The 12361-nt window shown below is 61.0% G+C and carries 12 protein-coding genes; 9 read left to right on the top strand and 3 right to left on the bottom strand.

The window, feature by feature from the left end:
• The first annotated feature begins 7 nt into the window (after positions 1-7).
• The 3 genes from IG616_RS11255 to thpR all read left to right on the top strand — a co-directional run bounded on the left by IG616_RS11255 (position 8) and on the right by thpR (position 2545).
• The gene (locus tag IG616_RS11255; RefSeq protein WP_192148251.1) at positions 8-643 is read left to right on the top strand and encodes an arylesterase; all 636 of its coding nucleotides are present in this window, start codon (positions 8-10) and stop codon (positions 641-643) included.
• Between the two features lie 75 nt (positions 644-718).
• On the top strand, positions 719-1771 hold the full coding sequence (locus tag IG616_RS11250) for an aldo/keto reductase (RefSeq protein ID WP_192148250.1): 1053 nt from the start codon (positions 719-721) through the stop codon (positions 1769-1771).
• Between the two features lie 213 nt (positions 1772-1984).
• Complete coding sequence (gene thpR / locus IG616_RS11245) at positions 1985-2545, top strand: RNA 2',3'-cyclic phosphodiesterase (protein WP_192148249.1); 561 nt, start codon at positions 1985-1987, stop codon at positions 2543-2545.
• 296 nt (positions 2546-2841) lie between these two features.
• Here thpR and IG616_RS11240 read toward each other — a convergent pair whose 3' ends face one another.
• A complete protein-coding gene (locus tag IG616_RS11240; RefSeq protein ID WP_192148248.1) occupies positions 2842-4014 on the bottom strand; it encodes a glycosyltransferase in 1173 nt (390 codons plus the stop codon).
• 98 nt (positions 4015-4112) lie between these two features.
• On the opposite strand from IG616_RS11240, the gene IG616_RS11235 reads away from it, so the two are divergent.
• Positions 4113-4898 (top strand): alpha/beta hydrolase, encoded by a 786-nt coding sequence (locus IG616_RS11235; RefSeq protein ID WP_192148247.1) that lies wholly within the window; start codon positions 4113-4115, stop codon positions 4896-4898.
• 6 nt (positions 4899-4904) lie between these two features.
• Here the strand turns inward: IG616_RS11235 and IG616_RS11230 are convergent, their stop codons facing one another.
• Complete coding sequence (locus tag IG616_RS11230; protein ID WP_192148246.1) at positions 4905-5546, bottom strand: DNA-3-methyladenine glycosylase 2 family protein; 642 nt, start codon at positions 5544-5546, stop codon at positions 4905-4907.
• A gap of 117 nt (positions 5547-5663) precedes the next feature.
• Here IG616_RS11230 and gluQRS point away from each other — a divergent pair, with 117 nt between their 5' ends.
• The 3 genes from gluQRS (at position 5664) to IG616_RS11215 (ending at position 9100) form a co-directional block, all read left to right on the top strand.
• Positions 5664-6569, top strand: a complete 906-nt coding sequence (gene gluQRS, locus IG616_RS11225) for a tRNA glutamyl-Q(34) synthetase GluQRS (protein WP_192148245.1) — start codon at positions 5664-5666, stop codon at positions 6567-6569.
• Between the two features lie 273 nt (positions 6570-6842).
• Positions 6843-6989: a hypothetical protein gene (locus IG616_RS11220; RefSeq protein WP_192148244.1), complete on the top strand. Its 147-nt coding sequence runs from the start codon at positions 6843-6845 to the stop codon at positions 6987-6989.
• Complete coding sequence (locus IG616_RS11215; RefSeq protein WP_192148243.1) at positions 6989-9100, top strand: putative bifunctional diguanylate cyclase/phosphodiesterase; 2112 nt, start codon at positions 6989-6991, stop codon at positions 9098-9100. Before IG616_RS11220 ends, IG616_RS11215 begins: the two co-directional genes overlap by 1 nt.
• Positions 9101-9110: 10 nt before the next feature.
• Here the strand turns inward: IG616_RS11215 and IG616_RS11210 are convergent, their stop codons facing one another.
• The gene (locus IG616_RS11210) at positions 9111-10076 is read right to left on the bottom strand and encodes an AEC family transporter (RefSeq protein WP_192148242.1); all 966 of its coding nucleotides are present in this window, start codon (positions 10074-10076) and stop codon (positions 9111-9113) included.
• Between the two features lie 203 nt (positions 10077-10279).
• Here IG616_RS11210 and IG616_RS11205 point away from each other — a divergent pair, with 203 nt between their 5' ends.
• Positions 10280-11446, top strand: coding sequence for a hybrid sensor histidine kinase/response regulator (locus tag IG616_RS11205; RefSeq protein ID WP_209007453.1), 1167 nt, complete (start codon positions 10280-10282; stop codon positions 11444-11446).
• A gap of 59 nt (positions 11447-11505) precedes the next feature.
• The gene (locus IG616_RS11200; RefSeq protein WP_192148241.1) at positions 11506-12360 is read left to right on the top strand and encodes a phosphatase PAP2 family protein; all 855 of its coding nucleotides are present in this window, start codon (positions 11506-11508) and stop codon (positions 12358-12360) included.
• Position 12361: the final 1 nt, after the last annotated feature.

The raw sequence follows: 12361 nt of genomic DNA, 5'->3' as shown, positions 1-12361 counted from the left end.
GACCGTCATGCGCCTCAAATTGTATCAGCTTGTCGCCGCTCTGGCGTCCTTCCTCCTCCTCTCCCTGCCTGCCGTGGCCGATCCGCTCAAGCTCGTCGTCCTGGGGGATAGCCTGTCCGCGGGATATCTGCTGGGGGCTGGCGAAGGCTTTCCCGAGCAATTGCAGCAGGCCTTGAAGGAAAAGGGCTACGACGTTGAGGTCGTGAATGCGGGCGTGTCCGGCGACACCTCCAGCGGCGGGCTGTCCCGTCTCGACTGGTCCGTTGGACCGGATGCCGATGCGGTGATCGTTGAGCTGGGCGCCAACGACATGCTCCGGGCCATTCCGCCGGAGAAGACCCGCGAGAACATCGGCACCATCGTCAGCCGCCTGAAGGAGCGTGGCGTAGCAGTGCTGATTGCCGGCATGATGGCGCAGCGCAATCTCGGCGACGACTATGCGGAGGCCTTCGACCGGATCTTCCCGGAGGTCGCCAAGGCGCATGACGCGCTGCTTTACCCCTTTTTCCTTGAAGGGATAGCGCTCGACCCATCGCTCAATCTTGCGGATGGAATGCATCCGAATGCGGAGGGTGTTTCCGTCATGGTGCGCAATATGCTACCCATCGTTGAAACCCTCCTGAAACAGGCCTCTGCCTCCTGACGGCGCGGCCTGTCCTGCCAAAATCATGTGCTCTTGGCCCTGGTGCCGGGGCCCCGAACAAGAGAGGATCCGTCCATGGATTACCGTCCCCTTGGCCGTACCGGTCTGAATGTCAGCTCCCTGTGCCTTGGCACCATGACCTGGGGCGAGCAGAACACGGAAGCCGAAGGCCATGCGCAGATGGATCTGGCGCTGGACCGCGGTGTCAATTTCTTCGACACGGCAGAGCTTTACCCGATCCCGCGTAATCCGGAGACGCAAGGAAGGACCGAGCGGATCATCGGCACCTGGATGAAAGAGCGCGGCACCCGCGACAAGATCGTGCTGGCAACCAAGGTGGTTGGCCGTTCGGACGCGACCTGGTTCCGCAAGGATGGTTCCCAAAGCCGTCTGACCCGTGCTCAGATCGAAGAGGCCATCGACCAGAGCCTGCGCAATCTCCAGACCGACTATGTCGATCTCTATCAGGTGCATTGGCCGGACCGGAACACCACCGGCTTCGGTGCGAACCCGACCCGCTGGAATGATCCGGAGCCTGCAGAGGACGAGAACTCCATCGAAAGCACGCTGGAAGTGCTGAATGATCTGGTGAAGGCCGGCAAGGTCCGCCATGTGGGCATTTCCAACGAGTCCGCCTGGGGCACCATGCAGTATCTGAAGGCGTCTGACATGCGCGGCCTGCCCCGCGTTGCCTCGATCCAGAACGCCTATTCGCTGGTCAACCGCACCTTTGAAACCGCGCTGGCGGAAGTCGCGATCCGGGAAGATGTGGGCCTTCTGGCCTATTCGGCGCTGGCTCAGGGCTATCTCACCGGCAAATACCGGGATGGCGCCTTGCCGCAGGGCGCGCGCAAGACGCTTTTCAACATGATGCAGCGCTATGAAGCGCCGGGCGCATCCGAAGCGATCAATGACTATGTCGATCTGGCAAAGGACGCAGGTCTCGACCCGGCCATGATGGCGCTTGCCTTCGCCCAGTCCCGCAGCTTCGTGACCTCCGTCATTCTCGGCGCGACCAAGCGCGAGCAGCTGGAAGTCGATCTGGATGCCGCCGACCTGACCCTGTCCGAGGACGTTCTGAAGCGCATCGACGAGATCCATCAGCTGCGCGGCAACCCCTGCCCGTAAGGATCGTAATTGGCTCGTCCGGAGACGTTCAAACCTTCGGACGAGCCTCATTCAAAAAAGAGAATCACTTTCGCGCATTTTGAGCGGTTTTGGGCTCATGACGCACTGCAGCATTTTTGTCTGTTAGCAAAAACAATGGCTTGCAGATTTGCCTTGCGCTGAGTCCCGAGTTGATTCCTCATGGACTGATCGGGAACAGCGGAGGGCAGATCAATGCCGCGACTGTTTACAGGTCTTGAGATTCCGGCCCAGACGGGTCTCATGCTTTCTTTGCTCCGGGGAGGCCTCCGGGGCTCCCGATGGATCGATCCGGAAAACTATCACATCACCTTGCGCTTCATAGGAGACATCGATGACCGGGCAGCCGATGAGCTGGCTGCCGGGCTCGACCGTGTGCGGCGCAAGCCTGTGGAGGTCCGGCTCGACGGTCTTGGCTCCTTCGGCAACGGCAAGCCGCACGCGGTCTTCGCCCGTGTCGCTCCCACACCGGCCTTGATCGAATTGCAGGCCGAGCAGGAACGCTTGTGTCAGCGGCTCCATCTTCCCGGCGACAAACGCAAGTTCACGCCCCATGTGACCCTGGCGCGCTGCCGGACTTCAACCAACGAGGACGTGGCGCGCTGGCTGATGGAACGGGGTGGCTTCCAGGCAGCTCCCTTCATCGCAGCCCGGTTTGTGCTCTTCTCCGCCCGCGAAAGCGTCGGCGGCGGCCCTTACCTGGTGGAAGAAGCCTATCCCCTGGAGGAAGAGCGAGAGGCCTTTGTGGCCTATTGAGGGAGTGAGCGGGAGAGCCTGTTTCGTTCTTCCGTTTGGAGCCTGTCCGGTGTTGGAAGATTGAACGGCCCGCTCACGAAACCGCTGACCACGACCCAGTTGCGCTTGAAGGCGTCAGATCGCGAAGAGTTGGGTGTCATCCCTGCGAAGGCAGGGATCCAGTAACCTTTTGAAGTAACAATCTTTTCCAAGAAGTGCTTCCACGGAATACTGGATCCCGGTCTTGGTGCTGAGGCACCAAACCGGGATGACCTGCTAACTAGACTGGTTTGTCCTCAATCTCGTGAGTGTTCCGCTCACCCCAAGAGCGCCCGGTAGACATCCAGCGTCGCCGCGCACATGGCCTCCACGGAGAAGCTCTTGCTAACATGGTCAAGGGCGCGAGCTGTCAAAGCGCTGCGCTGATCCGGCGGCAGATCCAGAGCGTGGCGGAGGGCCTTGGCCAGCGCGTCCGCATCGCCGGGAGCAACCCGCCAGCCGGTGCGGTTTTCTTCGGAGACCTCCGGCGGTGCCAGAACGGTTTCCGGCACCGCGCCAAGATCGCTGACGATGACCGGCACTTCGGCTGCCTGCGCTTCCACGGCGGCTCGTCCGAAGGCTTCCGGCTCGATGGAGGCGACCACCGAGACATCCGCAAGCGCCAGGGCCGCCGGAACATCTGCGCAGTGGCCGGGCAGCAGCACCTGATCCTCCAGCCCCAACGTTGCGATCTGGCCTTTCAGACCGGCAAGATAGCTCTCACGCCCCTGAGCATCTCCGGCCAGCACGGCAACGGTGCGGGTGTCGCCCGCCTGCTTCAGCTTCGCCATGGCTTCAACGATCACGCCCTGGCCCTTCCAGGCGGTCAGGCGGGCCAGATTGAGCAACATGGGTCGGGCGCTATCCAGCCCCCAGGCGTTGGCGAGTGCCGCTTTCCGCTCCGCGCTGATGGAAGCAGGTGCGAGGCTCTTCAGGTCTGAGCCTCGGTGAATGACGACGGTCCTGTCACGGGCAAACGGATGCCGGTCGATGATCAGGCCTGCGGTGTAGTGGGAGTTTGCAATCACCCGGTCACCGCGGGCCATGACCGAATTATAGAAGCCCTTGAGGGCGTTCGATTGATTGTAGATGCCGTGATAGGTGGTCACAAAAGGCAGCTTTTCGCGCCGGGCGGCCCACAGCGCCGACCAGGCAGGCGCGCGGCTGCGGGCATGGACCAGGCTGACTTTGTACTTCCGGATGACCTCTTGCAGCCGTCCTGCGTTGCTCCAGAGCGTCAGCGGATTCTTGGATTTCACCGGCAGGGTGATGTGGACGGCGCCAAGGGTTTCCAGCTCTTGAACCAGCCGCCCGCCCTGGCTGACCACGATTGCGGTCCAGCCCGCAGCGATGATGGCGGCGGCCACATCTACTGTGGTGCGCTCCGCGCCGCCGGTTTCCAGATCCGGTATGACCTGCAGGATAACGGGGGCGTTGGACTTGGTCTGCACGGGGCGGCTCCGGTCTGGATATCAGCTTCGCCCTTTCAAGGACGCTCCGCCTGTGCCAGAAACCCCGGAGCAGACGGACAGTACGGCAGAGCCATAATATGCAGGAACAAGATCCGCAATTCATCACCGCCGGAAAACCCGGTGCGGAGCGCCAGATCGCAGTGCTGCATCAGGAGGGGGAAGGTCCTGGGCTGTTCTGGCTGTCCGGGTTCAAGTCGGACATGAGCGGCAGCAAGGCTCAGGCTCTGGCCGCCTTCGCCGCCCGGCGCGGCTGCTCCTGCACAAGGTTCGACTACACCGGCCACGGCCAGTCCGGCGGTGCGTTCGAAGATGCTTGCGTCTCTGACTGGCTGGAAGATGCCAGAGCTGTTTTCGAGCAATTTTGCAAGGGGCCAACGGTGCTGGTCGGCTCTTCCATGGGCGGCTGGATCGCCATGCTGCTGGCGCTCGCCCTAAAGGAGACAGGCTTGATCAAGGGCATTGTTCTGATTGCCCCTGCCGCCGATTTCACCGAGGAGCTGATGTGGAAACAGCGATTTACCGACGAGATCCGCGAGACGATCCTGCGCGAGGGCCGCTGGCAGCAGCCGTCAGCCTATTCTGACGATCCCTATGTGATCACCCGGAAGCTGATCGAGGATGGCCGCAACCACCTGATCCTGGGACGCAGCCTTGAGACCGGTTGCCCGGTGACGATCCTGCAAGGGGCGCAGGACCCGGATGTGCCCTGGCAGCATGCGGTGCGTCTGGCAGAGGCTCTGCCTTCTGACGACGTCACCTTCACGCTGATCCCGGATGGCGATCACCGCCTGTCGCGGCCAGAGGATCTGGAGCGGATCGAGCGGGCAGTTACCGCCCTTCTGGAAGAAACCTCCCGGAGCTGATGCCGGTCAGAGTGGCAGCACCTCCTTGCCCTGCTTCATCTGGCGGTAATGTGCCCACAGAAGCCGGGCGGCGACGGCTCGCCAGGGCGTCCAGGCTTCGGCAATCCTGTCCATCTCTTTGACCGATGGGCGTCCCTCCAAACCGAAGATATCCGCCGCAGCCACTTGCAGCGCCAGGTCGCCGCTTGGAAAGACATCCGGGTGACCGGCGCAGAAGAGCAGGAAGATGTCGGCGGTCCAGCGGCCGATCCCCTTGATCCGGCACAGCTCAGCATGGGCTTCATCTGCGGGACGGCTGGCGAGATCTGCCGGGTCCAGCCCATTCACGCAGGCGCTGGCCATGGCCCGGAGCGTTGCCGTCTTGGCCCGGGACATGCCGAGCGCCAGAAGTTCTTCATCGCTTACCCCGGCAAGCCCCGCCGGGTCCAGCGGCACGACCTTCTGTTCCAGCCTGGCGAAGATCGCCGAAGCGCTGGCAATGGAGAGAAGCTGACCGGTGACGATATGGGCCAGCCCCGCAAAATCCGCAGGACGGCGCCGGAGGGGCAACGGGGCAAGGCTTTTGGCCAGAGGCGCAAGTCGCTGGTCGAGTGCCACCAGCTCGGCAAGGCCTCTTTCCAGATCGTCTTCGGTTTCAATCACGGTCACGGTGCAGCCTGCTCAGGGTCCTGTGTCAAACAGGCTTGTCGCATGTTCTGCGCCTGTTAGAAACGGAAGAGCAATTCGCTTTCTTCGTTCCGCCTTGGCAACCCGGTTTCCGATCTGATGACCCCTCCCGTTTTCCGGTTCGCACCCTCGCCCAACGGCCATCTGCATTTGGGTCATGCCCTCTCTGCCTTGCTCAACGCGCGGGCAGCCAGGGCAACGGGCGGACGGTTTCTGGTGCGGATCGAAGATATCGACCAGACCCGCTGCACGCCGCAGCTGGAAGCGGAAATGTTGGAGGATCTGGATTGGCTGGGGCTGCCCTATGAGCGGCCTGTGTTCCGGCAATCAGAGCATTTTGCCGACTATGCAGATGCCCTTGCCAGCCTTGAGGCGCGGGGACTGGTCTACCGGGGCTATCTGACCCGCGCGGAAATCAAGCGCCATGTCGCAGCTGAAGAGCAGGCCGGGCGCAGCTGGCCGCGAGATCCTGATGGCGCCCCCCTCTATCCCCGCGACCGTGATGTGTTGCCCCCGGAAGAACTGGTGGACAGGGCGGCCTCTCAGGCTCCCTATGCGGTGCGGCTGGATATGGCCAAGGCGCTGGCGGTGGCGGGAAAGGACCTGATCTGGCGGGAGTATCCTTCGGAGCTGGCTGCGGATGGGGGCCTTACAGCCAACTGGGATGAGCCGGAGATCATCTCTGCCGACCCTGCGGCCTGGGGCGATGTGGTTCTGGCCCGGAAAGACACGCCAACGAGTTATCACCTCTCCGTGGTCATCGACGATGAGCGTCAGGGCATCACAGACGTGTTGCGCGGGCGGGATCTTTATGCGGCGACATCCGTTCACCGGCTGCTGCAACGCCTGCTGGAGTTGCCGGAACCGAAATACCGGCATCACCGGCTGATACTGGGTGAGGATGGCCGTAAGCTTTCCAAATCGGGAAAGGACACCAGCCTGCGGGAGCTGAGGGAAAGGGGCTGGACCGTTCCGTCTCTACTCACGGCCATTGGATTGTCTTGAGATGGCGGGCAGGCCGGTTCTTATTTCTGTTCCTCAGTGTCAGATCTATGATTAATTTGGAATTAAACTCTCTTCTGAATGTTCTGTGTTTTGCATTTTGAGAGATTATAGAATTATATACTTGTTTGATTCTATATTCGTCATGAGGTCTCTGGTCCGGTGAAACTTCCTCCGGACATGGGAGATCTTAGAAAAGTTGATGAATTCCAAGGCGTTGCCGCATCTTCGCGCGATCTCCCAAGCGCATGATGCTCCAGGGGTGAGGAGGACACCATGTCCTACATTTTTGCCTTCTTGTCGGTTCTGTTTCTCACAGCTCTCCGGGGCTACATGGCTTGGCTTCAGTCGCGTGAGACGCGCAAGCCTGTTCCCGTGAAGCTTGGTGTCCAGAAGTCCTTCCGGCATTCTGACGGCGAGTGATGGCATTGACGGCAGTTTCCCGCTTTCCATGGCAGAAATTGCTGCAAAGGGTCTTCGTCCGGTCAACCGTCTACATGGCGCTTCTGCTGACGGTCTTCGCTCTGCTGATCGCCACGACCACATTCTATATCCAAGCCGGAAAGATTGAGGAGGAAGCGCGCGAGCACGCTTCCCAGCTGACTGTCATCGTCGCCCCGGTTGCGGCGCGGGAGCTGGTTCAGCGCAACTACCGGGGTCTGGACCAGATGATGACCTCGCTGGCTTCGGAAAAGCACGTCGTTTCGGCGCGCGTCTATGGACCCGAGGGCCATCTGGTTGCCTCCGATGATGGGTCCCGGCGCAGACTTCCGGCAAGAATGATCGATGTGGATGTGCTGCGGGCGATTTTTAACAATGCTTCGTACTTCCGCGAGAACAGCGGCCATGTTGAACTGATTCAGCCTGCGGTCCTGGATGGCACCGTTGCTGGTGCCGTCACCGTCTTGTTGTCAAAGGAAGAGCTGCTCGGTCTCCGGACAGCAATTATCATCCAGTTCAGTTTGCTGATTGTGGCCATGTGCGTGCTGTTTCTGCCTCTGGTGGCCTATCTCATGTACCGGTCGACTCATGGCATCAGTCAGCTGACACGAACGGCCAATGAGGCAGCGCAGGGCTACCTCGATGCGAATATTCCCACCGATACGCCGGGCGAGGTTGGGGAGCTGCAGACAGCCGTCCGGACAATGGTGACGAGCTGGAGCAAGACCATTCAGTCCGTCGAATATCTGGCGAACATGGATTCGGTCACCGGATTGCCGAACCGGCTGAAGTTTGAAAACACGGCAACCCAGCTGATCGAGTTCAATCCGAAGGCCAGAGGCGGCTTGCTGCTTCTTGATCTCGACCGGTTCAAGGCGGTGAACGACACTTTCGGGCACGCCATTGGCGACCAGCTTCTCAAGCTGGTCGGCGAGCGCATCACCGCCACACTCAATGAATTCATGGACGGGCGCCCGGGGGCAAAGCCGTTCATTGCACGGTTTTCCGGCGACGAATTCACCATCCTGCTCCCTGGGACCGATGACCGGGAGCAACTTGCCGGCCTCGCGGAGCTGCTGCTGGCCCGGATCAGCCGCCCTTTCAAGATTGACCATCTCAGTCTGCGGACCCGTGCCAGCATAGGCATCGCTGTCTATCCGGAGGATGCAAGGTCGGAGAGCGAACTGCTGCGGTGCGCCGATATGGCGATGTTCCGGGCAAAGCAGAATGGCCGTGATCAGGTCATGATGTTTGATCAGCGCATCCGGGATGAGGCACGCGAGCGCAACCGGATTGAGCAATGCCTGCGGGATGCCGAGGAAAATGCCGAGCTGGAGGTCCATTATCAGCCCAAGATCGACATGATCAGCGGAAAGTGGGTCGGAGCCGAGGCCCTGCTGCGCTGGACCCATCCGGAACTTGGGCGTGTGTCTCCCGTCAAGTTCATTCCGATTGCCGAGGAATGCGGCATGATGGGACCGATTGGCGAGTTTGTCCTGCGGCGCAGCCTTGCTCAGATGAAGGAGCTGATCGACGAAGGATTTGACCTGACGGTTGCGGTCAATGTCGCCCCCGTGCAGTTGCGGTCCCCCTATTTCACGGACCGTACGCTCGGTATTTTGGGGGAAAGCGGTTATCCGCTCGAACGCCTGGAGCTTGAAATCACCGAGTCCGGGGTCATGGAAAGCCCCGGGTATGTTGAGAAACAGATTGCTCCGATCCGCGAGGAAGGTGTCCGTTTTGCGATCGACGACTTCGGTACCGGTTATTCAAGTCTCAGCAATCTGGCGACCATGCCGTTTGATACCCTGAAAATCGACCGGTCCTTTGTCATGTCCATGGCCGAGAGCGAGGACCGCCGGGTCATTGTCCAGCTGATCCTGACGATGGCGAAGCAGCTGCGCATGAAAACGGTTGCCGAGGGGATCGAAACCGAGAGCCAGCTTGCCGCCTTAAAAGAATGGGGAGCATCCTACGGCCAGGGATATCTCTGGAGCACACCCGTCCCCTTTGCCGAATTCGCCAGGATTGTCCGCGGTCAGGCCAAAGAAGGTTCCGGCACTGCCGTGGCTCCTGAGCTGGTTTCCGCCTAGGGAACAGCCCTCAGCCCATCTGCCAAAGGTCGAGCAGATAGACCCAGATCCCGGTGCTGACAACTGCTGCTATGGTCGTGAGTGTAATCGAATTTGCGGACATCGCGTGCCCGGTTCCGTAACGGTTGGCAAAAATATAGACGTTGATGCCCGTGGGGCATGCTGCCGTCAATGTCGCAACCGCCGTCCACAGCGGCGGCAGCTGGAACACATAGGCGGAAAGGCTGAAGACCAGAGCCGGCATCACCGCGATCTTCACGAAGCTGAGCAACACGCCGGGCAGAACATTGCCGCGGATGCCATAGCGGACCATGCTTGTTCCCAGAGACAGCAAGGCGACCGGCAGAGCCGCTGAGGCGAGCCGTCCCAGGACATCCGCGAAGACCCCGGATACCGGCAGGGAGAAGGTCCGCCAGACAACTGCTGATCCGATGGCAAGGATAATCGGGTTCGTCGCAAGATTCTTGCAAACGCTTATGAGGAGGGCTGGAATTTCCGGCTTTTCGGCCATACCGTCCTTAGCGGCAGCGCGCTCCATCAACAGGGCCATGGCTATGGTCATTGCCGGAAGGTGCACGGACAGGATGATGAGCAGCGGAACCTGTCCCGCTTCTCCATAGACAGAAGAGATGAGCGGCAAACCGACCATGGCGGAGTTGGAAAACACGGAGGAAATTCCGCCGATCACGCCAGCGCGCGCATCCCGGCCAAAGACCTTTCGGATCATCAGGCCGGAAATGAACCAGGCGATCGCGACGCCGCTGAAGTAGGCGAGCCAGAGGCGCCAGGGGCTCTGGTCCCCCAGCTGAACCACCGCGAGTGTCTTGAACAGCAGTGCGGGAATGCCGACAATATAAACGAACTGGCCCAGCGCATCGCCGCTGCTTTCCTTCAGGATTCCTGTTCTCGCAAACGCATATCCAAGTCCGATAAGAGCAAAGACAGGAAGGACGATAACAAGAATTTCCTGGGACATTGTGGTCTCGGAAGTTGTGGATTTCTGATTTGCTAACCTGTCGGCTGGCAGGATCCCGGGAATGATGCTGGCGGGCCGGTCTGGTGCGGATGGAGACGTTCCGGGCTGGTCCAGATAAGAGCCCGGCTCTGAAGATGACGGGCGAAGACGGGGCTGACAAGACCTGATCTGTCCAGGACGGTACCGGAAGGGGCCCAAATTTCATGACGGAACGGAAGATGCCCGCTGGCATGACTGAGCGCCTCGCGCTGCTGGCGCATGACCTGCGGACACCGCTTGCGGCCATGAAACTGACCGCGGAGCTGATCGCACGGGATGGTCTGACGGAGCTGCAGGCTGAGCGGCTGGAGATACTTGTCCGCAGCATCGACGCGCTGGATGACATGGCGGGGGAACTGGTGCGGGACCCGGCACTGTCGGCGGGGATCAGCGCCGGAGCCTCGGATTTCGGTGTCATCGTGTCCGAGACCGGCGGGCTGCTGCAGGCGGCGGCGGCTGCAAAGGGGCTTGGTTTTTCCGTAACTGTTCCGGATGCCGCCGTGCCTGTCGACGCAGCCAAGGCCGCTCCCTTGCGCCGGATTATCGGCGCTCTACTCGACAACGCCATCAAGTATACCGATGCGGGTCGTGTCGCGATCCGGCTGGAGCTTCCCGCATCCCGCGAAGGATCTGAGGCGCGGGTGATCATCACGGACACAGGACCCGGTATCGATCCGGCAGAGCGGGAGCAGCTGTTCAGACCCTTCGTCAGGGGAAAGACGGGGCGCGCGAAGACCGGTGGTTCGGGTCTGGGTCTTTGGGGCGCTGTGCAGCTTTCCAGCGAAGCTGGGGCAAGTCTGCGCCTTATGCCGGAGACGGAAGCGGAGACCGGGACAGGCTGCCAATTCGAGCTGACCTTGCCCTTGACGCCGGCTGCGGCAACGGGTGTGGCTGGTTCCGATGCCGCTGCCAATGCTGAGCCTGCCGCCGGACTCCATGTTCTGATCGTTGACGACAACGACACCAACAGGCGTCTTCTGGCCGCTCTTCTGGAGTCCTTTTCTATCACAAGTGATCAGGCCGAAAGCGGTGAAGAGGCCGTCCGTATGGTCGCGGAAGGCAGGTTTGATGCCGTATTGCTTGATCTGCACATGCCCGGGCTCGATGGCATGGAGACTGCCGAGGCCATTCGCTCCGGAGCCGCCGGACAGGACGTGCCGCTTATTGCAGTGACCGCAGCAGCCGAAACGGCGGACGAGAAACGGATGCGGGCGGCTGGTTTTGCGGACATGATCGCCAAGCCGTTGTCCCCGGCAAAACTCTTTACCGTCCTGGAACATGCCAAGCAGTTTCATCAGAAGCGGCAGGAGCCTGAAGGGGCCTCGGTCTGACTGATCAGCTGTCTTGCAGACCGCTTGGTCGGCGGGGCGATATCGGATAAACAGCCCCCATGACCGACGGACCAGCTTCTCCTCCGCCCGCCACCCCAGTTCGCCGCCCGCTCCATTGGATCGCGCAGCACCCGTTCCTGTCCCTGGGGGGATATGTGATCGCGGTGTCGCTGTTCTTTCTCATCTTTCCGGGTGTGGATCTTGCGGCTAGCCGCCTGTTCTTCACGCCTGAACAGGGATTCTGGGCGCAGGACATTGCCTTCCTGCGCCATTTCCGCGAACTCGGGCCCTATCTTGTCCGCATCATAGCCATCGCTTGTGTGGCGGTTCTGCTCTTAAAGCTGCTTTTGCCCGCCCGGAGCCCGCTGGTACCGCTCAGGAAACCCTTGTTCCTGCTTATGTCGCTGATCCTCGGCCCCGGCGTTCTGGTCAATCTGATCCTGAAGAACAATTGGGGCCGCCCGCGTCCGGTCATGGTGGATCTGTTTGGTGGCGACATGCCCTACCAGCTGGTCTGGGTGCCCAGCAACTGGTGCAGCACGAACTGTTCTTTCGTGTCCGGTGAGGGCTCCGCGGCCATGTGGCTGCTGGCCGGGCTGATCCTGGTTGCTCCGAAAGCCTGGCGCTGGGGCATTGTGCTGGTTTGGGCCCCGATCGGTTTTCAGCTGTCGCTCAACCGGGTGGCGTTCGGTGGCCACTTTACCTCTGACACGCTGTTGTCCTGGGGATTGACACTGCTCGTCGTCCTGCTGGTTCACCGGGCTCTCTTCCGCTGGACACCTGCCTGGGCAACGGATGCGGCGCTGGATGAGCGCCTGACACGCTGGGGCCGTAGGTTGCATCGCGGCGTCAACCGCCTTGCCTGCAGCGTTTGCAGGCTGGTTTGCCGGTTCCTTGCAATGTTCCGCAATTGAC

Source organism: Roseibium litorale, assembly GCF_014842915.1.
In the GTDB taxonomy this organism is placed as follows: domain Bacteria; phylum Pseudomonadota; class Alphaproteobacteria; order Rhizobiales; family Stappiaceae; genus Roseibium; species Roseibium litorale.
The sequence above is the reverse complement of the archived record's forward strand: the minus strand, read 5'-3'. Positions and strand labels throughout refer to the sequence as shown.

Coding starts and splice junctions, on each gene's coding strand:
- gluQRS (WP_192148245.1), top strand. CDS start 5,664: ATGACCCCTCCCGTTTTCCGGTTCGCACCCTCGCCCAACGGCCATCTG.
- IG616_RS11205 (WP_209007453.1), top strand. CDS start 10,280: ATGACGGAACGGAAGATGCCCGCTGGCATGACTGAGCGCCTCGCGCTG.
- IG616_RS11200 (WP_192148241.1), top strand. CDS start 11,506: ATGACCGACGGACCAGCTTCTCCTCCGCCCGCCACCCCAGTTCGCCGC.
- IG616_RS11255 (WP_192148251.1), top strand. CDS start 8: ATGCGCCTCAAATTGTATCAGCTTGTCGCCGCTCTGGCGTCCTTCCTC.
- thpR (WP_192148249.1), top strand. CDS start 1,985: ATGCCGCGACTGTTTACAGGTCTTGAGATTCCGGCCCAGACGGGTCTC.
- IG616_RS11235 (WP_192148247.1), top strand. CDS start 4,113: ATGCAGGAACAAGATCCGCAATTCATCACCGCCGGAAAACCCGGTGCG.
- IG616_RS11210 (WP_192148242.1), bottom strand. CDS start 10,076: ATGTCCCAGGAAATTCTTGTTATCGTCCTTCCTGTCTTTGCTCTTATC.
- IG616_RS11250 (WP_192148250.1), top strand. CDS start 719: ATGGATTACCGTCCCCTTGGCCGTACCGGTCTGAATGTCAGCTCCCTG.
- IG616_RS11220 (WP_192148244.1), top strand. CDS start 6,843: ATGTCCTACATTTTTGCCTTCTTGTCGGTTCTGTTTCTCACAGCTCTC.
- IG616_RS11215 (WP_192148243.1), top strand. CDS start 6,989: ATGGCATTGACGGCAGTTTCCCGCTTTCCATGGCAGAAATTGCTGCAA.